Consider the following 24,918-nt stretch of genomic DNA (forward strand, 5'->3'; position numbering starts at 1 on the left):
CCCGCCGGGGCGGCACGCCCGGTCGCAGCCGGGCCAGTCACCGTGCCGCCGGTCGCCATCGCGCGGGCGCTGCCGGGCCGGTCGCCATCGAGCAGGTTGCTGCCGGGCGGGGCGCTGCCGGGGCGGGTCACCACCAGGCGGAGTCGAGGCGGCTCTCGATCGCCCTGATGTGGGTGCGGGCGCACTCCTCGCACAGGTACTGGTGCCTGCCGTTCTCCACGGAGCAGATCCAGGTAGGCGGTGCGGCCTCGCTGTCGGCGGCAGTACCGCACAGGGCACAGGCAACGACTGCGGCGTCGCTCTGCGCGGGCTGCTGAGTCCGGTGCTGTGTCTCCTCGTCCACCTCGTGACGATAACGCCGTCGCCGCCATGGCGCGCGGCATCACTCTGCACCGCCGCGGGACACGGTCACGGAGCACGACCACGCAGCACGACACGCGGCACGACCGCGGGGCCGGTCCGAGCGGACCGGCCCCGCGGAAGGGGTACTGACTATGGGTAGTGATCGCTGCCGGGCAGAGAGCGGCTGCCCGGCAGCGGGTGCTGCTGGAGTTCGGCCTGACTAGTGCATGACTGCCATGGCCAGCGCCCGGCGGGCGCGCATCGAGGCGCGCTCGGCCCGGCGCTGCATCCGGCGCGCATTGACCAGGCGCACGGCCTGCCGCTGCACGTCGGCCTCCCTCAGGCGGTCGTGCATATGAGCACGAGCCAGGGCTTCTGGGATGAGTTGCATTTCGCGGGTCCTGTTCTGACGCGAGTCGTTCGCGCCGATGATCGTGACGTTCGGTGTTGCGGAGCCGACGGGCTCATGGGTGGGGACGGACATTTCTGCCTGATTTCGGGGATCGTGGGTGTGGGGACGGTCGATGGTTCCGATGCGCTTCATGTGCTTGGGGGCCGTGACCCCCAGTCCGGCGGTCACGCCGCGACCGGGTTCTTGCGCGGACGGCCACGCGGCCGCTTGCGAGCGACGACGACGCCCTGGATGAAGAGCTCACCGCCCCAGACGCCCCACGGTTCGCGACGCTCCTTGGCACCCGCGAGGCAGGCCTCGACGAGCGGGCAGGTGCGGCAGAGGGACTTGGCGTACTCGACGTCGGCGGGCGACTCCGCGAAGAAGACCTCGGGGTCGTAGGAGCGGCACGGGACGGGCACGCCGAGGTTCTCGATGGCGTCGTCGAGCGCGGTGAGCGCGGTGAGGGGGATCAAGGTGGAGTCCTCCGTGAGGCCGGGCGGCGGGATCGTGTCGGAAGGCGGTACGGACGGGGCGTGCGCTTCGAGTTGCACGGTGGGTGGTGTCCTCGTCTGGTCGTTCCGGCCTGTTGGCCGGGTGGCGGCTGGTACCGGGTGTTGCTTGTCCCGAGGCTCCTTCGCGCTGTCTCGTCCGTTTGGACAAAACAAAAGGGCCGCGGATCCCGAGTGGGGTTCCGCGGCCCTGAAGGCGCCGGCCTGATGGTGGATCAGGCTGGATCACTCCAGGGTTCAGGCCCACGGAAGGCCCACATCGTGTGGTGCTGCATCGTCTGCTTCTTGGCGCCGGATTCCGCTCCCGCACCGACGGCCGCAAAGGCATAGGCCTGAGCGGCCTGTCCCTTCGCTACTGCTGCTGCCGGTGCCTGAGCCGGTCGCTCATTGCGCTCCTGCACGGGGAGACTCGCCGGAGACAGCGGACGGGCGGCGGAAATGCCGGACAGACCGGTGCCACGGAGCGAGGACTCGGAAGAGCAGGCGAGGCCGAGCGAGCAGGCGGAGACGACCGAGAGATCGGTCATTTTGTTGGTCTCGATGATGCTGATCACTTCAATCGCCTCCTCTCGGCGTCTCGGGCGGACCGGCGGGCCGGTCCTACGTATTCGGATAAGTACAGCACAGGACCAGGGCTTCAGAGAAGTCGCTGTTCCCGTGGTTAAGAACCTATGGTGACGACTGGGGCGGGCGCAAACTATTTTTTCGACGAGTTTTTCTCACATCTCGTCAGCGGTCTCCCCCAGCGCTTCCTCCACCGTCTCACCTGCGCAAATGGCCAGGACAGCGGTCCCGAACCGGCCCAGCTTCCGCGCGCCGACCCCGGAGATCACTGCCAGTTCGCCCTCGCTGCCCGGTACGGCCTCGGCGATCGCCATCAGTGTCTTGTCCGTGAACACGCAGTACGCGGGCTGACCGATCTCCTTCGCCCTGACCGCCCGCCAGTCGCGCAGCCGCTCGTACAGCGCCTCGTCCATGTCGGAGGGACAGTCCTCACAGCGCATCAGCTTCATCTCGCCGGCGTCGGTGAGGGTCCTGCCGCAGACCCGGCACCGGGCAGGGCCACGGCGGACGCGCTTGGGGACCGGTCCAGGACCCCGTTCGATCCCGCCGCCACCGGCCGCGCCGCGCGTGCCGATGGGCACCGAGCCGGGGCGCAGGCCGTTGAGGAAGCGGCTCGGGCGCCGTCCGGCGCGGCCCCCGGGCGAGCGGGCGAGCGACCACGACAGCGAGAGATGGAGGCGGGCCCGGGTGACGCCGACGTACAGCAGTCGGCGTTCCTCCTCGATCTGCTCGTCGGTCTTGGCGTAGGTGATCGGCATCATGCCCTCGGTCAGGCCGACCAGGAACACGGCGTCCCACTCCAGGCCCTTCGCCGAGTGGAGCGAGGCGAGGGTGACTCCCTGGACCGTGGGGGCGTGCTGGGCGGCGGCCCGCTCGTCGAGCTCCGCCACCAGGTCGGAGAGGGTCGCGCCCGGCCTGGCCCGCTCGAAGTCCTCGGCGAGCCGGACCAGGGCGGCCAGGGATTCCCAGCGGTCGCGCACCGCCCCCGAGCCCGCGGGGGGTTCCGAGGCCCACCCCTTGGTGGAGAGCACCGCGCGCACTTCCGCGGGCAGCCCCTCCGCGTCGTCGAGCAGGGAGTCGTTGCCCCCGGCACGGGCGGCGCCGCGCAGGGCGACCCCCGCCTCCCGTACCTCCGCCCGTTCGAAGAACCGTTCCGCACCCCGCAGCTGGTACGGCACGCCCGCGTCCGCCAGGGCCTGCTCGTAGACCTCGGACTGGGAGTTGACCCGGTAGAGCACGGCGATCTCGCCGGCCGGGACTCCCGCGGCGATCAGATCGCGGATCCGGCGGGCGGTGCCCTCGGCCTCCGAGGGCTCGTCGGCGTACTCCGTGTAGGCGGGATCGGGGCCGGGCTCGCGCTGGGAGACCAGTTCGAGCCGGTGCTCCGCGGCGCGGCCGCGGGCCTGACCGAGCAGGCCGTTGGCCAGATGGACGACCTGGGGGGTGGAGCGGTAGTCCCGGACCAGCTTGACCACCGTCGCCTGGGGGTGGCGGGTGCGGAAGTTCAGCAGGTGGTCGGGGGTGGCTCCGGTGAAGGAGTAGATCGTCTGGCTGGCGTCGCCGACGACGCACAGGGTGTCCCGGTCGCCGAGCCAGAGGTCCAGCAGCCGCTGCTGGAGCGGGCTGACGTCCTGGTACTCGTCGACGACGAAGTGCTGGTACTGGCGGCGGACGTGGTCGGCGATGTCGTGGCGGTCCTGGAGGATGGCGACCGTGAGGAGCAGCACATCCTCGAAGTCGATCACCGAACGGTCGCGCTTCAGCTCCTCGTACGTGGCGTAGATCTGGGAGATCTCGGCCGGATCGCGGGGGGCGTCGCGCTGGGTCTTCGCGACCACGGCCGGGTAGTCGGCGGGCACGGTCTGGGTGACCTTGGACCACTCGATCTCGCTGCTGACGTCCCGCAGCTCGTTGCGGTCGAGCCGGATGCGGCAGCGGGCCGCGGCCTCGGCGACCAGCTGGACCTTGCGCTCCAGCAGCCGGGGCAGATCGCCACCGACCGCTTTCGGCCAGAAGTACTGGAGCTGGCGCAGGGCGGCGGAGTGGAACGTGCGTGCCTGGACACCGCCCGCGCCGAGCTGGCGCAGCCGTCCGCGCATCTCACCGGCGGCCCGGTTGGTGAACGTGACAGCCAGCACACTCCCGGGCTGGAGTATCCCGGCGCGCACTCCGTACGCGATGCGATGGGTGATCGCGCGCGTCTTGCCCGTACCGGCTCCGGCCAGCACACACACCGGGCCGTGCAGGGCCGTGGCGACCTCGCGCTGCTCGGGGTCCAGGCCGTCGAGCACGGCGTCCGCCGACTCGGGGACCTGTGGGAAGAGGGAGGAATGCGTTGCTGCTGTCACTCTGCCATGCTGCCAGGTCGGGAGAGACGGACGCGGAAGTTGTCCACAGGGGGACCGCATCCGTCGTACTAATGCGGAGCGGCCCGATGCCTCACGTGGGGTGGCCCGGTGCGGAGCCACGGTTGGTGCCTGCGCGGGGGCGGCAACGGGAATGTGGGAATGGTGGTCGCCTCGCGTACGTTCCCCTTCCGTGCGGTGACGCACGGTCCAGATTCTCCGCGTGACGGATGAGACGGACGGGACGGACTGGTCCGGCAAGGCCGCAGGCGAGTCCGGGAAGACTGACGAGACCAAGGAGCGCGAAGACATGTCGGGCACTGTGACGATGTACAGCACCACGTGGTGCGGTTACTGCCGTCGGCTCAAGAGCCAGATGGACCGCGAGGGCATTACGTACAACGAGATCAACATCGAGCACGACCCGCAGTCCGCTGCCTTCGTCGAGAAGGCCAACGGGGGCAACCAGACCGTTCCCACCGTGCTGGTGGTCGGCTCCACCGGTGCCGAGGCCGTCATGACGAACCCGTCCCTGGCTCAGGTGAAGCAGGCGCTCGCCGCCTGATCGCGCCTTCCGCCGTACGTGAACGCCCCCTCCGGTCGAGCACCGGAGGGGGCGTTCACGTACAGGGCCGGAGTCAGCCGACGCTGCCCGGCTTCGGGAGCGGCTTGCCGTACCAGAGTTCGATCAGCCGGGCCGCGATCGAGATGCCGAACGGGGGCAGGATCTCGCCCGACTCGAAGGCGGCCTTCAGGTCCTCGCGGGAGAACCAGCGGGCCTCCTCGATCTCCTCGCCGTCCACATTGATCTCGAACGAGGTGGCCCGTGCCATGAAGCCGAGCATCAGGCTCGACGGGAACGGCCAGGGCTGGCTGGCGATGTACTCGACCTCGCCGACCGTGATGCCCGCCTCCTCGAAGACCTCGCGCGCCACGGACTGCTCGATCGACTCTCCCGGCTCGACGAAGCCCGCGAGCGTGGAGAAGCGGCCCTCGGGCCAGTGCACCTGGCGGCCCAGCAGGGCGCGGTCCTGGTCGTCCGTGACCAGCATGATCACCGCGGGGTCGGTACGCGGGTAGTGCTCGGCGCCGCAGGCCGGGCAGCGGCGGATGTGGCCGGCCGCCGCGATGACCGTGCGTTCGCCGCAGCGGGAGCAGAAGCGGTGCAGGCGCTGCCAGTTCTCCAGCGCCACCGCGTGCACCATCAGGCCCGCGTCGCGCGGGCCGAGCAGCAGACCCGCCTCGCGCAGCCCGGCCGGACGGGCCGGCTGGTCCATGCGGCCGGGCAGGGAGTCCTTCTGGAGCGCGAAGTAGCTGACGCCCTCCTCGTCGGTGCCGAGGAAGTAGCGGTGGGTCTCGGTGACCGGGGCCTCGAAAGCCGGGGTCATGACGATCTCCGTACCGCCGTCGGCGGTGTCGTCGATCAGCACCTGGCCGCCGGAGACGACGAACACACGGGTGGTCGGGTGGCTCCACGCGGCGGACAGCCAGGCCTCGTCGAGGCGGTGGTGCGCGGCGCGGTCGATGCCGCTGGGCGCGGTGAGGCCGATGGGCCGGTCTGCGGTGGCGTTGTCGAAGGTGCTCACAGGTGCTTCCTACTCCCCCGGGATGGATCGGGTGTTCAGAGGATTCAGCGGAGTGCGGCGGCCAGTTCGCCCCACAGGTGCGCGGTCGTCTCCACGCCTTTGAGCAGGAGGTCGAGCTCGACCTTCTCGTTGGGGGCGTGCCAGCCGTCGGACGGTACGGAGATGCCCAGGAAGAGGACGGGTGCGCCGAGCACGTCCTGGAGGTCGGCGGCGGGCCCCGAGCCCCCTTCGCGGGTGAAGAGGATCTTCCGGTCGAAGGCCCGTCCCATGGCGCGGGCCACGGCCTGCAGGGCGGGGTGGTCCAGCGGGGTCAGACAGGGGCGGGTGGCCGGGGCGAAGGTGATCCGGTGCCCGACACCGGCCGGGAGCTGTGCCTCGGCCCAGGCCCGGACCACGTCCTGGATCCGGTCGGGATCCTGGCCCGCGACCAGCCGGAAGCTGATCTTCACCAGGGCGGAGGACGGGATGATCGTCTTGCTGCCGGCGCCCTGGTAGCCGCCGCCGATGCCGTTGACCTCGGCGGTGGGGCGGGCCCAGATGCGTTCCAGCGTGGAGTAGCCCGCCTCGCCCGATGCGGCGCGCGACCTGGCGGTGCGCAGCCAGGTGGCCTCGTCGAAGGGCAGCTCGGCGAAGAGGACGCGCTCGGCGTCGGTGAGTTCGGCCACGCCGTCGTAGAAACCGGGGATCGCGACCCGGCCGTCCGCGTCGTGCAGCGCGGCGACGAGCCGGGCGACGGCGGTGGCCGGGTTGGGGACCGCGCCGCCGAACGAACCGGAGTGGATGTCCTGATCGGGGCCGTACAGCTCGATCTCGCATTCGGCGAGGCCGCGCATGCCGGTGCAGACCGTGGGGGTCGACTCGTCCCACATGCCGGTGTCGGAGACGATCACGGCGTCGGCGGAGAGCCGGCCGGCCCGCTCCTCGACCAGGGCGCGGAAGTTCGGCGAACCGGACTCCTCCTCACCCTCGATCAGGAGTTTGAGGTTGACGGCGGGGGCGGTGCGGCCGGTGGTGGCGAGGTGGGCCCGGACGCCGAGGGTGTGGAAGAACACCTGTCCCTTGTCGTCGGCGGCGCCGCGCCCGTACATCCGGCCGTCGCGGATCACCGGCTCGAACGGGTCGGTGTCCCAGCCGTCCTCGCGGGCGGCGGGCTGCACGTCGTGGTGCCCGTAGACGAGGACGGTCGGGGCGTCCGGGTCGTCGGACGGCCAGTGGGCGAAGACCGCGGGGGCGCCGGGCGTCTCCCAGATCTCGGTGACCGGGAAACCGGTCTCCTCGAGCTTGGCGGACAGCCACTCGGCGCTGTGCCGTACGTCCCCGTCGTGCTCCGGCTGGGCGGACACGGACGGGATGCGCAGCCAGTCGGCGAGGTCGTCCAGGAAGGCTGTGCGGTGCTGCTCGGTGTACGTACGGACGGCGCTGTCCGGGGTGTCGCTCATGTCCTTGAGCCTAGTGCCTCGCCCGGCGGGGTCCGCCCGCCCGCGGTGGCCCCGCCGGGCGGCCGAGATCCGCCGGACAGGGCCCTACGGCCTGGGCGGCGGCTCGTCGAGCAGGATCCGTTCCAGCTCCGCCCGGCCCGGCAGGCGGTCGGGGCGGACGGTCTCCCCGCTGCGCACGTACAGGAACGTGGCGGTGACGTCGGTGAGCGGCAGGCCGTGCAGTTCCGCCCAGGCCAGGCGGTAGACCGCGAGCTGGAGGGGGTCGGCGGTGTGGGCGCGGGTGGTCTTCCAGTCGACGATCTCGTAGGTGTCCCCGGTGCGGTACACCGCGTCGATGCGGCCGCGGATCACCCGGCCCGCCAGGGTGATCTGGAACGGCGTCTCGACGCGGTACGGGGTGCGGCGGGCGTACGGGGTGCGCTCGAAGGCCTCCTTGAGCGCGGCGAGGTCGCGCTCGTCGGCGATCTCGGCGTCGTTCTCGTCACCGCCGGGCAGCTCGTCGGGCCCGAGCATGGGGAGCGGCAGCTCCTCGAAGCGGGACTCCACCCAGGCGTGGAAGCGGGTGCCCCGGCGGGCCGCCGGCTGCGGCGGCCGCGGCATCGGGCGGGCCAGCTCCCGGGCGAAACCGTCGGGGTCGTCGGCGAGGCGCAGCAGTTGGGTGGCGGAGAGCGACGCGGGGACCAGGACGTCGCGCACGGTGGCGCGGGCGCGGCGCAGTTCGCCGGCGAGGGCGTCGAGGTCGCGGTCCCAGGAGGCGAGGGTGCGGGCCTCCTCGGGGGTGAGGCGGTGCGCCCCGGCGGGCTCGGGGGTGCGGGCCGCGGGGACGTGCGGTGCGGGGGCGGGGGGCGCGGGAGTACGGACCGGGGCGGGGGGCGCGGAAGCGTCGGCGGGCGGGGGTTCTGTGGGCAGTGCGTCCCAGTCGTCGGGAGACTCGGCATCGTCGGGGAACCCCGCCTCGTCGAGAAACCCTGCATCGGCGTACCGGGCCCCGTCCGGGAGCGGGGCCTCGTCGTCGTACGTCCCGTTGTCGTACGCCCCGTCGTCCGGGAACGGAGCCTCGTCGTCCGCCCAGTCGTCGGGGAACGCCTCACCGGGGAACGCGGCGTCGTCATGCCGATCGCCGTGAGCGGCGGCGGGCGTCTCCCCGGACGCGTCCGGTGCCCCGTCCGTCGTGGCCAGGGCCTCCAGGTGTGCCATCACCGTGTCCGCGGCGGCCCGGCGGCGGGTCAGCGCGATGTCGTCCAGGGGCAGCGGCCACGCCAGGTCGGCGGTCTTCCCGTCGAGCGCCGGGTTCTCCTCGTCCTCGGCCGGTTCGTCGGTCCAGACCTCGATCTCGCCGTGCCCGGCCGCACAGTGCTCGTACAGCGCGTGCAGGAAGCCGGACGGGCCGCGCGGCTTCTTCTGGGACGGGCCCCACCAGTGGCCGGAGCCGAGCAGCAGGGTGCGGGGCCGGGTGAAGGTGACGTAGCCCAGGCGGAGCTCCTCGGTGTGCTGGTGCTCCTTCATCTCCTCCTTGAACGCCTTGAGTCCCTTGGCGTCCCAGGAGTGCACATCGGGGAGGGTCGCCCGGTCGCCGCGCAGGGCGTGCGGGAGGACCTTGGACTGGGCGGTCCAGGCATCGCGGGACTGGCCGCTGGGGAACTGGCCGGTGACCAGGCCGGGCACGGCGACGATGTCCCACTCCAGGCCCTTGGACTTGTGGGCGGTGAGGACCTTGACGGTGTTCTCGCCGCCGGGCAGGGCGTTGTCCAGGCCCTTCTCGTACTGGACGGCGGTGCGCAGGAAGCCGAGGAAGGCGAGGAGCGTGGCCTCGCCCTCGACGGCGGAGAAGCGGGCCGCGACATCGAGGAAATTGGCGAGGGTCTCCCGGCGGCGGGCGGCCAGGGCCTGCGGCGACGCGGAGAGCTCGACCTCCAGGCCGGTGGTGGCCAGGACCCGGTGCAGCACGTCCATCAGCGGGTCGGCCAGCGAGCGGCGCAGGTCGCGCAGTTCGGCGGCGAGGCGGGCGAAGCGGACGCGGGCCCCGGCGGAGAACGGAAGGCCGTCGTCCGCGTCGCCGCCCGATTCGAGGAAGGTGTCCAGCGCGTCGGCGAGCGAGATCACCTCGGCCGGGTCGATGCCCTCGACGGCCTCGGCGAGACGGCGGTCGGGGTCGACGTCCTCGTCGCCGTGGCTCGCACGGTGGACGAGGAGCCGGGCCCGGCGGCCGAGCAGGGCCAGGTCACGGGGGCCGATCCGCCAGCGGGGGCCGGTGAGCAGCCGGACCAGGGCGGCGTTGGCGCCCGGGTCCTGGAGGACCTCGCAGACCGCGACGAGATCGGCGACCTCGGGCAGGTGCAGCAGCCCGGACAGGCCGACGACCTCGACCGGGATGTCGCGGGCCACCAGCGCGGCCTGGATCTCCGGGAAGTCGCCCGCGGTGCGGCACAGGACGGCGATCTCACCGGGCGCCTTGCCGGTCCGCACCTGATGGGCGATGGAGTCGGCGAGCCAGTCGATCTCCTCGGCGTGGGTGCGCAGCAGCGCGCAGCGGACGGTGCCGTCGCGCTCGGCGCCGGGGGCGGGGCGCAGTGCCTCGACGCCCTCGTGCATGGCGCGCAGCGGTGCGGCGAGGCCGTTGGCGAGGTGCAGGAGCCGGCCGCCGCTGCGGCGGTTCTCGCTGAGGGAGTGACGGGTGGCGGGGGTGCCGTCGGCGTACGGGAAGTGGCGCGGGAAGTCGTCGAGGTTGGCGACGGACGCGCCGCGCCAGCCGTAGATCGCCTGGCAGGGGTCGCCGACCGCGGTGACGGCGTGCCCGGTCGGGCCCTCGGGGCCGCTGCCGAAGAGGGCGGAGAGCAGGAGGCGCTGGGCGACGGAGGTGTCCTGGTACTCGTCGAGCAGGACGACGCGGAATTCGTCGCGCAGGATCGTGCCGACCTCGGGGCGGGTGAGGGCCAGCTCGGCGGAGAGCGCGATCTGGTCGCCGAAGTCGAGGAGGTCGCGGCTCTTCTTGGCCTCGCGGTAGCGCCGGGTCAGCCGGAGCAGCTCGCGGCGGGCCTCGGCGGTCTCGGGGATCTTGCGCAGCTCGGCGTTGCTGAGCCGGGCCGATTCGAGTGTGGCCAGAAGGCCGGTGTCGTACTCGGCGAGTTCTTCGGGGCGTACGAGGTGTTCGGCGAGCTCGGCGTCGAGCGCCAGCAGATCGCTGACGAGGGTGGGGAACGACCTGGTCAGGGCCGGGTAGGGGCCGGGGGCCTCGCGCAGTACGCGGGCGGCGAGCTGGTAGCGGGTGGCGTCGGCGAGGAGGCGGGTGGTGGGTTCGAGCCCGATGCGGAGCCCGTGTTCGGTGAGCAGCCGGCCGGCGAAGGCGTGGTACGTGGAGATGCTGGGCTCGCCCGGGGGGTTGTCCGGGTCGATGGCGTCCGGATCGGTGACCCCGGCCGCGATCAGGGCCCTGCGGACGCGCTCGGCGAGCTCACCGGCCGCCTTGTTGGTGAACGTGAGCCCGAGGACCTGCTCGGGGGCGACCTGGCCGGTGCCCACCAGCCACACCACGCGCGCCGCCATCACCGTGGTCTTCCCGGACCCGGCTCCGGCCACGATCACCTGCGGGGCGGGCGGCGCGGTGATGCAGGCCGTCTGCTCCGGGGTGAACGGGATGCCGAGGAGCTCCTTGAGCTGCTCGGGATCGTTGATACGTGAGGACACCCGTCGAGGCTAACCGGGCGCACCGACAACGTGCGGCCCCCGGACCCACCGGCAACGCCTGGCCCCACCGGCCCCACCGGCATCGCCCAGGGCCGCCGGCCCCCCGGGCCTCGCTCACTCCAGGATGTGGCGGCCCTCCGGCTGTGCGCTGCACGAGGCCCGGAAGGCGCAGTGCGTGCAGTGCTGGCCGGTCGTGGGGGTGAAGCGTTCGTCCAGGACCCGGCCCGCGGCGGTGGCCAGCAGCTCGGGGACCCATTCGCCGCTGAGGGGCTCCTGCGCCTGCACTTTGGGGAGGGCTTCGCCGCCCTCCTTCTTGGCGGCGGGCTGGCGCAGCTGTACGAGTTCGGCGCCACCGGGCTCGGGGCGGCGGCCGTCGAAGACCTCGTCGACCGCGCCTTCCCGGACGGCCAGCTGGTACACGGCGAGCTGGGGGTGGCGGGCGACCTCGTCCCTGGTCGGGGACTGCTTGCCGGTCTTGAAGTCGACGACGTAGGCGCGGCCCTCGGCGTCCTGTTCGACGCGGTCCATGGAACCCCGGATACGCACCTCGTACTCCCCCGCCGCCAGTGTCACGTCGAAGTCGTGCTCGCTCGCCGCGGGGGTGCGGCCGGCGCGGTCCATGACGTGCCAGCGCAGGAAGCGTTCGAGGGCGGCCCGTGCCTGTTCCTTCTCCTGCCGGGACTTCCAGGGGGCGTCGAAGACGAGACCGTCCCAGACCGAGTCCAGCCGCTCCATCAGGACGTCGAGATCGGCGGGGGTACGCCCGGAGGCCACCTCGTCGGCGAGTACGTGGACGACGTTGCCGAAGCCCTGCGCGGCCGTCGCCGGGGCGTCCGCCTTGACCTCGCGGCCGAGGAACCACTGGAGCGCGCAGGTGTTGGCGAGCTGGTCGAGCGCGCTGCCGGAGAGGGCCACGGGCTGGTCCCGGTCGCGGAGCGGGACGGCGGAACGGGTTGGTTCGTACAGGCCCCACCAGCGGTGGGGATGGGCCGCGGGTACGAGTGGCCGGCCCTCGTCGTCGGTGAGCGCGGCCAGGCGGGCGAGGCGGCGGGCGGCCTCCTCGCGCAGGGCCTCGGAGGCCTCGGGGTCGACGGTGGTGGCGCGCAGTTCGGCGACGAGCGCGGCGACGGCGAGCGGGCGGCGCGGGCGGCCGGTGATGTCGCGCGGTTCCTCACCGAGCTCGGTGAGGAAGCGGGACGGCTGGTCGCCGTCGTCGGCTGGCGCCTTCACCGCGGTGACGACGAGGCGTTCGCGGGCACGGGTCGCCGCGACGTAGAAGAGCCGGCGCTCCTCGGCGAGGAGGGCACCGGGGGTGAGGGGTTCGGCCAGGCCGTCGCGACCGATCCGGTCCGCCTCCAGCAGCGAACCGCGGCGGCGCAGGTCCGGCCAGAGTCCCTCCTGCACGCCCGCGACGACGACGAGCCGCCACTCCAGGCCCTTGGAGCGGTGCGCGGTCATCAGCCGTACGGCGTCGGGGCGCACCGCGCGCCGGGAGAGGGTGTCGGCGGCGATGTCCTGGGCGTCGACCTCCTCCAGGAAGTTGAGCGCGCCGCGCCCGCCGGTGCGCTCCTCGGCACGGGCGGCGGTGTCGAAGAGCGCGCAGACGGCGTCGAGGTCGCGGTCGGCGTTGCGGCCGCCCGCGCCGCCGCGCAGGGCGGCACGCTCCAGCCGGCCGGGCCACGGGGTGCCGGCCCACAGTTCCCACAGTGCCTCCTCCGCGGTGCCGCCGCCTTCGAGGAGCTCGCGGGCCTTGCGCAGGAGCGCGCCGAGGCGCTGGGCACCGCGGGCGTACGCCGGATCGTGCGTGACGAGCCGTTCCGGCTCCGCGAGCGCGCGGGCCAGCAGATCGCCGGAGGGCGCCGGTACGCGGTTCCCGGCGGCCCGCTCCTCGTCGCGCAGGGCCCGGCCGAGACGGCGGAGGTCGGCGGCGTCCATGGAGCCGAGGGGGGAGGCGAGCAGGGTCAGGGCGGTCTCGGTGTCCAGCCAGGAGGAGACCTCGGCGCGTTCGTCCGCCGCCGCTGCGGTCGCTGTAGCCGTTGCCGTCGCCGTCGCCGTTGCCGGGGCATGCTCCGGGTCTTCGTTCTCCGGCGGGGCTTCCGCCGCCGGGGCTTCCGCCTCCGCGCCATCGCTCTCCGCCGCCTGAGCAGCCTCCGCACCGTCGCTCTCCGCCGCCTGAGCAGCCTCCGCACCTTCACCGACCGCCATCGGAGCCGCCTCCGCGCCTCCACCACCCCCCGACGAGGTCTCCTCTTCCTCCTCGTCCGCGCCCGGCGCACCCCGGCGCAGGGCCGCCGTGGCGACCGCGCGCAGGGCTGTCAGGAGCGGGGCCACCGCCGGTTCGTGGCGCAGGGGAAGGTCGTCCCCGTCGACCTCAAGGGGGACGCCCGCCGCCGTCAGGGCCCGGCGCAGCGAGGGGATCGTGCGGCCTCCGGCCCGTACGAGCACCGCCATCTCGTTCCACGGGACGCCGTCCTCCAGATGGGCCCGGCGCAGCAGATCGGCGATGTGGTCCAGCTCGGTGGACGCGGTCGGATAGGTGTACGCCTCCACGCCGCCGCCCTCGCGGACCGCGGCGAGCTCCCGGTGGGCGCGGACCTTCGCCGAGGGCAGCCGGGTCAGCGGCATCCGGCGGGTGAGCAGGCGGGTGGCGGCCAGCAGCCGCCCGGCGGAACGCCGCGAGGTGGTGAGCACGCCGACCGGGGCCGGGGCGCCGTCCGCCCGCCGGAACGTTTCCGGGAAGTCCAGGATGCCGTTCACATCGGCGCCCCGGAACGCGTAGATCGACTGGTCCGGGTCGCCGAAGGCGATCAGGTCCCGGCCGCCCCCGGCGCCCGGGGCGCTCCCCCGGTTGCCGGCCAGCGCGTGCAGCAGCCGCACCTGCGCCGGGTCCGTGTCCTGGTACTCGTCCACGAACACCGCGTCGTACTGCCCCGCGAGCAGCGCCGACACCTCGGGGCGCTCCGCGAGCAGCACCGCCCGGTGCACCAGCTCCGCGTAGTCCAGCACCCCCTGACCGTCCAGCACGTCGAGGTACTCGGCGAGGAACTCGGCGGCGGCGCCCCAGTCCGGCCGGCCGGTGCGGCGGGCGAAGGCGGCCAGCGCGTCCGGGCCCAGGCCCAGCTCACGGCTGCGGGCCAGCACGGCTCGTACCTCGTCGGCGAAGCCGCGCGTGGTCAGACAGGCCCGCAGCTCGTCGGGCCAGCGGATGTGCGCGAAGCCGTCCCGCTCCAGTTCGAGCTGGCCGGCGAGCAGCTCGCGGACGGTGACGTCCTGCTCCGGTCCGGAGAGCAGCCGCATCGGTTCGGCGAAGAGGTCGGCGTCCTGGTGCGCGCGGACCAGGGCGTAGCAGAAGGAGTGGAACGTGGTCGCCTGCGGACCGCGGGCGGCGCCGAGACGGGCGGCCATCCGGTCGCGCAGCTCGACGGCGGCCTTGCGGCTGAAGGTGAGCACCAGGACGCGCGCCGGGTCGCCGCCCCGCGCGATGCGTGCGGCGACCGCCTCGACGAGCGTGGTCGTCTTGCCGGTGCCGGGTCCGGCGAGCACCAGGAGCGGGCCGCCGGAATGATCAACCACCGCGCGTTGCGCTGCGTCCAGGAGGGGAGGGTCCACGGAGCCCGGCGGAGTGCGCACCAGCCGGTACGCGCCCGAGGCCCGCTGCCGTGTCCGACGGTGCGGACTGTGCCGGGTGGTGGAGGAGGAGCTCACGTGGATCGCCGGTCCTGGTGGGTGTACTGATGATGAGGGTGCGGTGCGCGCCGCGAACCTACGAAGCTACGCCAGCGGGGACGCCCCGGGGGACGAGTGCGCTGCGTACCTCGTCACGTTCCGGAGCGCGGACACCGTCGCGCCGCGTGTCGCGGAGGCCCTCGCACCGCGTGTCGCGGGATTCGTCACACCGCGTGTCACAGGTCCCGTCGGTACCGACATGTCGTAGGTCACGGACCGTGGCACGGATCACTTCCCGTACCTCGGGCACGTCGTACGGCCCCGGCGCCGCCCGCTGTGCCGCCGGATGGCCGAAGCTGTCAGGTGTGAGCACCTCCGCCCTTGTCCCGGTCCGCGCCCCCGCCCGCGGTGACGCCGTCCCACCGCGCCCGCTTCATGTCGAGGCGCGGCAGATGGCCCTCCGCCCCGCGCGAGGCCTCGCGCAGCGGGGTGCTCTCCGCGCGATAGTGGTCCAGCGCCCGCAGCTCGTGGCCCGGGAGCAGCGCCCCGTCGGCGCGCACCACGCGCCACCACGGCACCGCCGCCCCGTACAGCGACATGACCCGACCGACCTGGCGCGGGCCGCCCTCGCCCAGCCACTCGGCGACATCGCCGTACGTCATGACGCGGCCGGGCGGGATCAGCTCGGCGACATCGAGGACCCGCTCCGCGTACTCCGGCAGTGCGTGGCTCGTGCGGTCGCCGCCCGTCCGGTCCCCGTCCGCCCCGTCGCCGCTCGTCCGCTGTTGGCTCATCCCGCCCATCCTGCCGTACGCCACCGACATCCCGGCCCGGTCCGTGCGCGCCCGGTCACAGGGTGTGCGGGCGCGGGCAAAGGCGCGTATCTTGCGCTTCGCGTGTCCGTGCGGTGCCCCCTGGTGCCCCTCTCCGTCGCCGGGCCGTGCCACCATCGTGCGGGCGGTGACCGGTGATACGAGAACACGAAGACCAATCAGAGGCGACGAAGGAGCAGGGCGTGCAGCCATCGAAGGCGGCGGACGCCCCTGACGCCGATCCGCATCCGGACGAGACTCCCGCACCCTCCGGGAAGCCCGGTGCCGACCGGGACGAGGCCGGCAAGACCCCCGGGTATCCGGCCGGCTCGACGCTCTCGACCGCCGCGGAGGAGCAGGCCGAGCGCGTCTCGGGGGACGAACCGCTGCTGCCCGCCCGGGTGCACCGCCCCTCCGACCTCATGCGGCTCCTCATCGGGGTCCTGGCGATCGTCGTCCTGTTCTCGATCGCCGCGTTCGCCCATGGCACGACCACCGGCCTCGAACAGGACATCAACAAGGGCACAGGTCAGGCGCCGGACATCCTGATCAAGCTGGCGGGGCTGGTCTCCAGCATCGCCGTGCTGCTCGTCCCGGTCGCCTTCGCCATCGAGCGGCTGATCAAACGCGACGGGCTCCGGATCGCCGACGGGGTGCTCGCCGCCGTGCTGGCCCACGGCGTCACGCTCGCCGCCGACCTCTGGGTCGCCAAGTCCGCCCCGGGCACCATCCAGGACGCCCTGACCCAGCCACAGCCCGGTGACGCGCTCACCGATCCCGTGCACGGCTATCTCGCACCGGTGATCGCCTATATGACGGCGGTCGGCATGGCGAGACGGCCGCGCTGGCGGGTCGTGCTGTGGGTGGTGCTGCTGCTCGACGCGTTCGCCATGCTGGTCGGCGGCTACACGACCCCGTTCTCGATCATCCTCACCGTGCTGATCGGCTGGACCGTCGCGTACGGCACGCTGTACGCCGTCGGCTCGCCGAACGTACGGCCGACCGGTCAGCATCTGATGGCCGGTCTGCGCCATGTCGGCTTCCACCCGGTCAGCGCGATGCGCGCCGACGACGCCTCCGACTCGGGCGACCAGAGCGACCGGGGACGCCGCTATCTGGTCTCCCTGGAGGACGGGCCACCGCTCGATGTCACGGTCGTCGACCGCGAGCAGCAGGCCCACGGCTTCTTCTACCGGGTGTGGCGCAGGCTCACCCTGCGCGGCATCACCCAGCGCCGCTCCATCCAGTCGCTGCGCCAGGCCCTGGAGCAGGAGGCGCTGCTCGCCTACGCGGCGATCGCCGCCGGGGCCAACGCGCCCAAGCTGATCGCCACGTCCGAGCTCGGTCCCGACGCCGTGATGCTGGTGTACGAGCACATCGGCGGCCGTTCCCTGGACGCGCTGGAGGACTCGGAGATCACCGACGAGCTGCTGCACGGCTCCTGGCGCCAGGTGAAGGCGCTCCAGTCGCGGCGGATCGCGCACCGCAGGCTCACCGGAGACGCCATCCTGGTGGATCGTTCCGGCAAGGTTTTCGTCACCGATCTGCGCGGCGGCGAGATCGCGGCCGGTGATCTGGTCCTGCGGATGGACGTCGCCCAGCTGCTGACCACGACCGGTCTGCGGGTGGGCGCCGAGCGGGCCGTCGCCGGGGCGCTGGAGGTGCTCGGGCCGGACGCCGTCGCGGACTGCCTGCCGCTGCTCCAGCCGATCGCGCTGAGCCGCTCCACGCGGGCGGCGCTGCGCCGGCTCGCCCGGGAGCGCTCGCAACGGGAGCGGGAGGCGGTGCTGGAGGCGTCGGACGCGGCCAAGCGGGCCAGGGCGCACGAGCACGCGGCGCACGCCGAGCCGTCGGACGGTACGGCCGCCGCCGGGGAGGCCACCGCCGGTACGGCCACCGAACCCAAGGGCGACCACAAGGCCGACCGCAAGGCCGACCGCAAGGCGCTCCGCAACGAGAAGCAGGCCGAGAAGCGCGCCCTGGACGATGCCCTCGAAGGGGCCCGCGAGGAGGACCTGCTCTCCCAGATGCGGCAGCAGGTGCTGCTGATCCGGCCGCAGGCACCGGTCGAACCGGTGCGCCTCGAACGCATCAAGGCCCGCACCCTGCTCAGCTGCATCGCCGGTGCGATCGCCGCGTACTTCCTCATCTCGCAGGTCACCCAGGCCGACTTCGGTGCGGTCGTCGAGCAGGCGGAGTGGGGCTGGGTGGCGGCCGCGGTCGCCTTCTCCGCCCTGAGCTACGTGGCGGCGGCGATGAGCCTGCTGGGCTTCGTGCCGGAGCGGGTCTCGTTCGGCAAGACGGTCCTGGCGCAGGTCGCCGGGTCCTTCGTGAAGATCGTCGCCCCGGCCGCGGTCGGCGGTGTGGCGCTGAACACCCGCTTCCTGCAACGGGCCGGGGTGCGTCCGGGGCTCGCCGTGGCGAGCGTCGGCGCCTCGCAGCTGTTCGGCCTCGGCTGCCACATCCTGCTGCTGGCGGCCTTCGGCTATCTGACCGGTACCGAGAAGACCCCGTCCTCGCTCACCCCGTCCAGGACGGTCATCGCCGGACTGCTGACGGTGGCCGTGCTGGTGCTGGTGGTGACGGCGGTCCCGTTCCTGCGGAAGTTCGTGGTGACACGGGTGCGGTCGCTGTTCGCCGGGGTCGTGCCGCGCATGCTCGACGTGGTGCAGCGCCCGCAGAAGCTGCTGACCGGCATCGGCGGAATGCTGCTGCTGACCGGCCTGTTCGTGATGTGCCTGGACGCCTCGGTCCGCGCGTTCAGCGGTCCGGACGTGCCGCATCTCAGCTACGCCAGCATCGCGGTGGTCTTCCTGGCCGGCAACGCTCTGGGTTCGGCGGCGCCCACACCGGGCGGAATGGGCGCGGTGGAGGGCGCGCTGACGCTGGGTCTGATCGCGGTCGGCCTGCCGAAGGAGGTCGCGGCACCCGCCGTGCTGCTGTACCGCCTGCTGACGCTCTGGCTGCCGGTGCTTCCCGGCTGGCTCTGCTTCAACCACCTGACCCGCAAGGGCGAGCTCTGACGTTCCCTCAGCCCCCGGGCGGGGCCGCCCGCGAGTCCAAGCGGGCGACGGCGGGGCCGCCCGCCACCCGCTTGGACCGGTGCCCCGTGCACCGACCGGCTTCCCGCCGCACCATGGGCCCATGAGGACCTCCCCTGCCCTGCGTGCCGCCGCCCTGGCCGCCGCCGTCACCGTGCTCCTGCCCCTCACCGCCTGCTCGCAGAGCGGCAACAAGGAAGGCCCGGACGGGCCGCAGGGCTCGCCCCTCGCGGCCAACGCCGCCGAGGCGAGCAGCTCCGGCGACCTCGCCTCCCAGAAGCTGACGTGGACGCCCTGCCCGGCCCCGTCCGCCGCACAGGGCGGCGGAAAGGCACCGTCCCCGCTGCCCGGCGGCACCCACTGGGAGTGCACGTCCATGAGGGCGCCGCTCGACTACGCGAAGCCCAAGGGCGAAACGATCCAGCTGGCACTGATCCGGGCCAGGGCCAAGAACCAGGACCAGCGGATCGGCTCCCTCGTCTTCAACTTCGGCGGCCCCGGCGCCTCCGGGGTCGCCACCCTGCCCGCCTTCGGCACCGCCTACGACAAGCTCCGCGCCCGCTACGACCTGGTCAGCTTCGACCCGCGCGGCGTGGGCCGCAGCGACGGGGTGGAGTGCGAGACCGACAAGCAGCTCGACGCCCGCTACGAGGCCGACGGCACCCCGGACACCAGTGCGGAGGTGGACACCTTCGTCAAGGACACCAAGACGTACGCGCAGGCCTGCGAGAAGAACTCCGGCAAGCAGCTCCCCCACGTCGGCACCACCGACGCCGCCCGTGACATGGATCTGATGCGCCAGGTGCTCGGCGACAAGAAGCTGTACTACTTCGGCATCTCGTACGGCACCGAACTGGGCGGCGTCTACGCCCACTTGTTCCCGAAGAACGTCGGCAGGTCGGTGCTGGACGCGGTGGTCGACCCGACGCAGGACAACGAGCAGTCCTCACTCGGCCAGACCAAGGGCTTCCAGCTCGCGCTCGACAACTTCACCAAGGACTGCGCCGAGCGCGGCGACGCCTGCAAGCTTTCCGGTGCCACCTCGAAGGAGGTCGAGCAGGGAATCTCCGAGCAGCTCGACCGGCTGGAGAAGAAGCCGATCCAGGGGCTCGGCGATCGCAAGCTGACGCAGACCCTGGCGATCACCGGCGTCGCCGCCGCCCTCTACTCCAAGCAGACCTGGCCGCTGCTGGAGCAGGGGCTGGACGAGGCCGACGGCGGCAACGGCGGGCTGCTCCTCGCCCTCGCCGACTCGCTGAACGGCCGTTCCGACAGTGGCCGGTACGACAACTCGATGGCCGCCAACGCCGCGGTCAACTGCGCCGACTCCAAGCAGCGGTTCACCGTGGACCAGACCAAGGCCAAGCTCCCCGAGTTCCGGTCCGCCTCGAAGATCTTCGGCGACTATCTGGGCTGGTCCCTGATGTCCTGCACCGGCTGGCCGGTGGCGGGCGCGTGGGACACCCCGGACGTCAGCGCCCCGGGCGCGGCCCCCATCCTCGTCATCGGCAACACCGGCGACCCGGCGACGCCGTACGCGGGCGCGAAGGCGATGACCGACGCGCTGGGCAAGGGCGTCGGCGTGGAGATGACGTACGAGGGCCAGGGACACGGCGCGTACAACAGCGGCAACGCCTGCGTGCAGAAGGCCGTGGGCGGCTACCTGCTGGACGGCAAGGTCCCCGCGGCCGGAACCGTCTGCAAGTAGCAGCGCGTCCCGGGCGTGACACCTAGCATGGGCGGACTCTCCGTACACCACGAGTGCAGGCACACCTGCACGCCGCGGGTACGGGCACATCGGGGAGGACGCCACACGTGGTCGCACACGCACGCGCCGGGGCTCTGGCCGGCGCCGCACTTCTGCTGACAGGGCTGCTCGCGGGCTGCGGCGGAGGTACGGACGACAAGCCCGCCGGCCGGACGGACCGTGATGCCGCGTCCCCGGCCGGCGGCCCGTCCACCGCGCCGGAGGGGCAGCCGGGCACACCCCGGCTGCCCGCGTCCCTCACCTCCCAGCGGCTGGACTGGAAGGGCTGCGAGGCCCGCGCGGGCGAGAGCGCCCCCGGATCCGAGTGGCGCTGCTCGACGGTCCGGGTGCCGCTGGACTACACGAAGCCCGACGGCGAGACGATCGGGATCGCGCTGATCCGCAAGAAGGCCGGGAACACCGGCCGCCGCCTCGGCTCGATGCTGTTCGACTTCGGCGGGCCCGGCGCCTCGGGAGTCTCGATACTCCCGCGCTCCGCCGGCTCGTACGACAACCTCAACTCCCGCTACGACCTGGTGGGCTTCGACCCGCGCGGGGTCGCGGGCAGCGAGGGGGTGAGCTGCCGCACCGACAAGGAGCAGGAGACCGCCTACCGGAAGGTCGACATGACCCCGGACACGGCGGCGGAGGAGGCGGCGTTCCTGAAGGACGGCGCGGACTTCGGCGCCGGCTGCGAGCGCCGCTCCGGCAAGGTCCTGCCGTACGTCGGCACCTCCAACGCCGCCCGGGACATGGACCTGATCCGTGCGGTGCTCGGCGACAAGAAGCTCACCTACTTCGGCATCTCGTACGGCACCGAGCTCGGCGGCACCTACGCGCACCTCTTCCCCGCCCACGTCGGACGCACCGTCCTGGACGCCGTCGTCGACCCGACCGCGGACACCATCGGGCACGCCCGCAACCAGGCGACCGGCTTCCAGCGGGCGCTGGACAACTACCTCAAGGACCGCGGCCAGGACCCGAAGGCGGGTACCCGGCGGATCGCGAAGCTGCTGGAGCGGATCGACAGGAAGCCGCTGCCGACCCGCTCGGGCCGCGAGCTCAACGACTCGCTGGCCGTCACCGGCATCGTCATGCCGCTCTACTCCAAGAGCAGTTGGCCGTTCCTGACCCAGGCGCTGGACGAGGCCGAGAAGAGCGGCACCGGGAACATGCTGCTCCAGCTGGCCGACTCGTACAACGGCCGTGACGCGAAGGGGCACTACGACACCCAGAACCACGCGCAGCGCGCCATCTCCTGCGCGGACAGCAAGCTCCGGCCGACGGCGGACGAGGCCAGGGCACTGCTGCCGGAGTTCCGGAAGCTGTCCCCGGTGTTCGGCCCGTTCCTCGCGTGGGACACGGCCGGCTGGTGCGCGCGGTGGCCGGTGGAGGGGGAGCACGACCACCCGGAGGCGAGCGCCCCGGGCGCCGGTCCGGTCCTGGTCGTCGGCACGACGGGGGACCCGGCGACGCCGTACGAGGGTGCGCGCAGGATGGCGGACGGGCTGGGCAAGGGCGTGGGCGTCCTGCTCACCAACAAGGGCGAGGGGCACGGCGCGTACGGCGGGAACACCTGCGTGACATCGACCGTGGACGCGTACTTCCTCGACGGGATGGTCCCGGAGGACGGGAAGACCTGCTCCTAGCGTCGGCCCGCGGCCACGACGAAGGGGCCGGTCCGCGCCACGCGGACCGGCCCCTTCGCAGCGTTCGTACTAGTACACCGGCTTCTCGGGCTCGATCTGGTTGACCCAGCCGATCACGCCGCCGCCCACGTGCACCGCGTCGGCGAAGCCCGCGGACTTGAGGACCGCGAGGACCTCGGCGCTGCGGACGCCCGTCTTGCAGTGCAGGACGATGCGCTTGTCCTGCGGGAGGTCCTGGAGGGCGTTGCCCATCAGGAACTCGTTCTTCGGGATCAGCTTGGCGCCCGGGATCGAGACGATCTCGAACTCGTTCGGCTCACGGACGTCGATGATCTCGATCTTCTCGTCCGCGTCGATCCACTCCTTGAGCTGCTTGGGAGTGATCGTGGAGCCGAGCGCCGCCTCCTGGGCCTCCTCGGACACGACGCCGCAGAAGGCCTCGTAGTCGATGAGCTCGGTGACGGTGGGGTTCTCGCCGCAGACCGCGCAGTCGGGGTCCTTGCGGATCTTGACCTGGCGGTACTGCATCTCCAGGGCATCGTAGATCATCAGCCGGCCGACGAGCGGGTCGCCGATACCGGCGAGCAGCTTGATGGCCTCGTTGACCTGGATGGAACCGATCGACGCGCAGAGCACCCCGAGCACGCCGCCCTCGGCGCAGGAGGGGACCATGCCCGGCGGCGGCGGCTCCGGGTAGAGGCAGCGGTAGCAGGGACCGTGCTCGGACCAGAAGACGGACGCCTGGCCGTCGAACCGGTAGATCGAGCCCCAGATGTACGGCTTGTTCAGCAGTACGGCCGCGTCGTTGACCAGATAGCGGGTGGCGAAGTTGTCCGTGCCGTCCACGATCAGGTCGTACTGGGCGAAGATGTCCATCACGTTGTCGGCTTCGAGCCGCTCCTCGTGAAGGACCACGTTCACATACGGGTTGATGCCCAGCACCGAGTCCTTGGCGGACTCGGCCTTGGAGCGCCCGATGTCGGCCTGGCTGTGGATGATCTGGCGCTGCAGGTTCGACTCGTCGACCTCGTCGAACTCCACGATGCCGAGCGTGCCGACACCGGCCGCGGCCAGGTACATCAGGGCCGGCGACCCGAGACCGCCGGCGCCCACACAGAGCACCTTCGCGTTCTTCAGCCGCTTCTGTCCGTCCATCCCGACATCCGGGATGATCAGGTGGCGGGAGTACCTGCGGACCTCGTCGACGGTGAGCTCAGCAGCTGGCTCGACCAGGGGTGGCAGCGACACAGGAACCTCAACAATGCAGGTGGTCGGTTTCTACGTACTTCATCTACGTACGGTTGTACTTGCCGTAACACTGCCACGCCCCCTCTCATTCCGAGATACCAGGTCCGATCCGCGAGACGATTTCGTCCCAGTACCTGGGCAGCGCCGCGAATGGATCGGTTTGTCCGTGCTGCCCGTCTCGGTCCGTGAAGAAGATCGTGCCCGCGCCCTGCCAGCGGGCGATGCGCATGGCCTCGTCGAGGTGGGTGCGCGGGACGCCGTGGACGAAGTGCGCGAACCGCTCCGGCGGATAGGTGGCCGTCCACTCCGCCACCTGCGACCAGCGGTAGTCGGTCCACGGTCCGCGGAAGGTGACCAACTGGTCGGCGGCCTCGGCGTAGCCGGGATACGGATGGGTGCCCACTCCCAGTACCAGCGGCCCGGTCCCCTCCCCGTACGGGCGGTCGCCGTGCTCCAGGATGGTCGCGAGTGTGCTGGTCAGACGGCGCACCGCCGGGAGGTGGACGCGCTCGGCCGGGCAGCGGCCGAGATAGAAGCCGTCGACGCGGTACCAGTCGAGGAAGCACTGCGCGTCGGCGATCAGCTCCGCGAAGGAGCGGCTGCCGAAGGCCAGATCGAGATGGCCGAGCAGCCGGCCGCCCGCCGCCCGGGTCAGGTCGAGCGGATCGTCGCCGTGCACCGCCCGGTCGCGCGCGTTGCGGAGCCGGCCCGCGGCTTCCAGGCAGTGCGGATCGGGGCGGGCGCCGGGGCCGTTGTCGATGTTGAGGACGGCCCAGTGCAGCGGGGTGCCGGGGCGGGCCAGTTCGGCCCATTCGGTGGGCGCGAGCAGCGGGTGCGCGTAACCGGGGACGCCGAAGCCGAGCGGTTCGGCGCCGCTGGTGCGGCGGGTGGTGCCGGTGCTGGTCAGATACGGCATGCCGCCTCCATCCAGATGTCGGCGAGGGACTCCTCCAGATTGATCCGGGGGCGCCAGCCGAGCCGGTCCCGGGCGGTGCGGACATCGGCCTGCTGCCAGGCGCCGCACCCGTCGGGGTAGGGGGACGGGGTCGCCGAGAGGTGCTCGATGACCGACTCGGTCGAGGTGCGCGGGGCGCCGATCGGCAACCGGGGCGGGGGCGCGTCCAGCTCGTGGAGCGCGCCCGCGTATCCGGCGACCCTGGCGAGGACGGCGGCCGCGTCCCGGAGGCGCACGGCGCGGCCGGTACCGATGTTGACGACGCCCTGGGCTGCGGAGAGCGAGGCGGCGTGCACGGCGCGCGCGACATCGCGTACGTCGACGAAATCGCGCTGCACCCCGAGGCCGCTGAGCTTCAGCTCGCCGTCGCCGGACTGCATGGCCCGGCGCATCGCCTCGGCGAGCCTGCCGAGCGGGGAGCCGGCCGGGGTGCCCGGCCCGACCGGGGAGAAGACCCGCAGCACGACCGCGTCGAGGCCCGAGCCGAGGACGAGTTCGGTGGCGGCGAGCTTGCTGACCCCGTACGGGCCACCGGGGCGCGGGATCGCGTCCTCGGCGGTGGACGAGCCGGGCTGCGAGGGTCCGTACTCCGACGAGCAGCCGACCTGGACGAGCCGGGCCGTGCAGCCGCTGCGCCGCATCGCCTCGCAGACCGTGGCGACGGCGACCGTGTTGTGGCGGGTCAGATCGCGGGCCCCGCCGCGGGTGGCGCCCGCGCAGTTGACGACGACTCCGGGGTGGACGGCGTCCAGGAACCGGGTCAGCGCGCCGGGGCTGCCGCTGGCGAGATCGAACCGTACGTCGGCGTCGTCGCCGCGGCCCAGCGCCGTGAGGTGCACGGCGGGGTCGGCGAGCAGGCGGTCGGCGACGAACCGGCCGAGGAATCCGTTGGCTCCGAGCAGCAGCACCCTCATCGCGCGCCCCCTCGGCGCCGACG

Annotated in this window: 17 protein-coding genes; 4 read left to right on the plus strand and 13 right to left on the minus strand. The window is 72.6% G+C overall.

What is annotated here, in order from left to right; translation table 11 throughout:
• Positions 1 to 127 precede the first annotated feature (127 nt).
• The 5 genes from GA0115234_RS35450 to GA0115234_RS35470 all read right to left on the minus strand — a co-directional run bounded on the left by GA0115234_RS35450 (position 128) and on the right by GA0115234_RS35470 (position 4,157).
• Positions 128 to 343 carry a hypothetical protein gene (locus GA0115234_RS35450; protein ID WP_093549936.1) on the minus strand — a complete coding sequence of 72 codons (216 nt, stop codon included), beginning with the start codon at positions 341 to 343 and terminating at the stop codon, positions 128 to 130.
• Between the two features lie 219 nt (positions 344 to 562).
• Positions 563 to 886, minus strand: a complete 324-nt coding sequence (locus tag GA0115234_RS35455; RefSeq protein WP_093550431.1) for a hypothetical protein — start codon at positions 884 to 886, stop codon at positions 563 to 565.
• A gap of 32 nt (positions 887 to 918) precedes the next feature.
• Positions 919 to 1,287 carry a WhiB family transcriptional regulator gene (locus GA0115234_RS35460; RefSeq protein ID WP_093549938.1) on the minus strand — a complete coding sequence of 123 codons (369 nt, stop codon included), beginning with the start codon at positions 1,285 to 1,287 and terminating at the stop codon, positions 919 to 921.
• A 173-nt stretch (positions 1,288 to 1,460) separates the two neighbouring features.
• Positions 1,461 to 1,799, minus strand: coding sequence for a hypothetical protein (locus GA0115234_RS35465; protein WP_093549940.1), 339 nt, complete (start codon positions 1,797 to 1,799; stop codon positions 1,461 to 1,463).
• Positions 1,800 to 1,964: 165 nt separating this feature from the next.
• Positions 1,965 to 4,157 carry an ATP-dependent DNA helicase UvrD2 gene (locus GA0115234_RS35470; RefSeq protein ID WP_093549942.1) on the minus strand — a complete coding sequence of 731 codons (2,193 nt, stop codon included), beginning with the start codon at positions 4,155 to 4,157 and terminating at the stop codon, positions 1,965 to 1,967.
• 307 nt (positions 4,158 to 4,464) lie between these two features.
• Between GA0115234_RS35470 and GA0115234_RS35475 the strand changes: the two genes are divergently transcribed.
• The gene (locus tag GA0115234_RS35475) at positions 4,465 to 4,719 is read left to right on the plus strand and encodes a mycoredoxin (RefSeq protein ID WP_093550433.1); all 255 of its coding nucleotides are present in this window, start codon (positions 4,465 to 4,467) and stop codon (positions 4,717 to 4,719) included.
• Positions 4,720 to 4,792: 73 nt separating this feature from the next.
• Here the strand turns inward: GA0115234_RS35475 and nudC are convergent, their stop codons facing one another.
• The 5 genes from nudC to GA0115234_RS35505 form a co-directional block, all read right to left on the minus strand.
• Positions 4,793 to 5,740 carry an NAD(+) diphosphatase gene (gene nudC / locus GA0115234_RS35480; RefSeq protein WP_093549944.1) on the minus strand — a complete coding sequence of 316 codons (948 nt, stop codon included), beginning with the start codon at positions 5,738 to 5,740 and terminating at the stop codon, positions 4,793 to 4,795.
• Positions 5,741 to 5,784: 44 nt separating this feature from the next.
• Complete coding sequence (locus tag GA0115234_RS35485; protein WP_093549945.1) at positions 5,785 to 7,179, minus strand: dipeptidase; 1,395 nt, start codon at positions 7,177 to 7,179, stop codon at positions 5,785 to 5,787.
• An 84-nt stretch (positions 7,180 to 7,263) separates the two neighbouring features.
• A complete protein-coding gene (locus GA0115234_RS35490; protein ID WP_093549947.1) occupies positions 7,264 to 10,863 on the minus strand; it encodes a UvrD-helicase domain-containing protein in 3,600 nt (1,199 codons plus the stop codon).
• A 114-nt stretch (positions 10,864 to 10,977) separates the two neighbouring features.
• The gene (locus GA0115234_RS35495) at positions 10,978 to 14,568 is read right to left on the minus strand and encodes an ATP-dependent helicase (protein WP_093549949.1); all 3,591 of its coding nucleotides are present in this window, start codon (positions 14,566 to 14,568) and stop codon (positions 10,978 to 10,980) included.
• Positions 14,569 to 14,888: 320 nt separating this feature from the next.
• Positions 14,889 to 15,323, minus strand: a complete 435-nt coding sequence (locus tag GA0115234_RS35505) for an MGMT family protein (RefSeq protein WP_305123122.1) — start codon at positions 15,321 to 15,323, stop codon at positions 14,889 to 14,891.
• Positions 15,324 to 15,544: 221 nt separating this feature from the next.
• On the opposite strand from GA0115234_RS35505, the gene GA0115234_RS35510 reads away from it, so the two are divergent.
• The 3 genes from GA0115234_RS35510 to GA0115234_RS35520 all read left to right on the plus strand — a co-directional run bounded on the left by GA0115234_RS35510 (position 15,545) and on the right by GA0115234_RS35520 (position 21,778).
• Positions 15,545 to 18,364, plus strand: a complete 2,820-nt coding sequence (locus tag GA0115234_RS35510) for a lysylphosphatidylglycerol synthase transmembrane domain-containing protein (protein ID WP_093549955.1) — start codon at positions 15,545 to 15,547, stop codon at positions 18,362 to 18,364.
• 121 nt (positions 18,365 to 18,485) lie between these two features.
• A complete protein-coding gene (locus tag GA0115234_RS35515) occupies positions 18,486 to 20,090 on the plus strand; it encodes an alpha/beta hydrolase (RefSeq protein ID WP_093549957.1) in 1,605 nt (534 codons plus the stop codon).
• A gap of 107 nt (positions 20,091 to 20,197) precedes the next feature.
• On the plus strand, positions 20,198 to 21,778 hold the full coding sequence (locus GA0115234_RS35520; RefSeq protein WP_093549958.1) for an alpha/beta hydrolase: 1,581 nt from the start codon (positions 20,198 to 20,200) through the stop codon (positions 21,776 to 21,778).
• 69 nt (positions 21,779 to 21,847) lie between these two features.
• Here the strand turns inward: GA0115234_RS35520 and moeZ are convergent, their stop codons facing one another.
• From moeZ to GA0115234_RS35535, 3 genes are all read right to left on the minus strand, one after another.
• Entirely contained in the window at positions 21,848 to 23,026 is a 1,179-nt protein-coding gene (gene moeZ, locus GA0115234_RS35525) for an adenylyltransferase/sulfurtransferase MoeZ (RefSeq protein ID WP_093549960.1), read from the minus strand.
• Positions 23,027 to 23,111: 85 nt separating this feature from the next.
• Complete coding sequence (locus GA0115234_RS35530) at positions 23,112 to 23,942, minus strand: spherulation-specific family 4 protein (protein WP_093549962.1); 831 nt, start codon at positions 23,940 to 23,942, stop codon at positions 23,112 to 23,114.
• Positions 23,930 to 24,895 carry an NAD-dependent epimerase/dehydratase family protein gene (locus GA0115234_RS35535; protein WP_072483872.1) on the minus strand — a complete coding sequence of 322 codons (966 nt, stop codon included), beginning with the start codon at positions 24,893 to 24,895 and terminating at the stop codon, positions 23,930 to 23,932. Before GA0115234_RS35535 ends, GA0115234_RS35530 begins: the two co-directional genes overlap by 13 nt.
• Positions 24,896 to 24,918 lie beyond the last annotated feature (23 nt).

Origin of the sequence: Streptomyces sp. DvalAA-43, from assembly GCF_900091725.1 — a bacterium.
Taxonomy (GTDB): domain Bacteria; phylum Actinomycetota; class Actinomycetes; order Streptomycetales; family Streptomycetaceae; genus Streptomyces; species Streptomyces pulveraceus.

Excerpts from the sequence above, each read along its gene's own strand:
- GA0115234_RS35475 (WP_093550433.1), top strand. The coding sequence starts at position 4,465 with ATGTCGGGCACTGTGACGATGTACAGCACCACGTGGTGCGGTTACTGC.
- GA0115234_RS35515 (WP_093549957.1), top strand. The coding sequence starts at position 18,486 with ATGAGGACCTCCCCTGCCCTGCGTGCCGCCGCCCTGGCCGCCGCCGTC.
- GA0115234_RS35505 (WP_305123122.1), bottom strand. The coding sequence starts at position 15,323 with ATGAGCCAACAGCGGACGAGCGGCGACGGGGCGGACGGGGACCGGACG.
- GA0115234_RS35455 (WP_093550431.1), bottom strand. The coding sequence starts at position 886 with ATGAAGCGCATCGGAACCATCGACCGTCCCCACACCCACGATCCCCGA.
- GA0115234_RS35535 (WP_072483872.1), bottom strand. The coding sequence starts at position 24,895 with ATGAGGGTGCTGCTGCTCGGAGCCAACGGATTCCTCGGCCGGTTCGTC.
- GA0115234_RS35530 (WP_093549962.1), bottom strand. The coding sequence starts at position 23,942 with ATGCCGTATCTGACCAGCACCGGCACCACCCGCCGCACCAGCGGCGCC.
- GA0115234_RS35485 (WP_093549945.1), bottom strand. The coding sequence starts at position 7,179 with ATGAGCGACACCCCGGACAGCGCCGTCCGTACGTACACCGAGCAGCAC.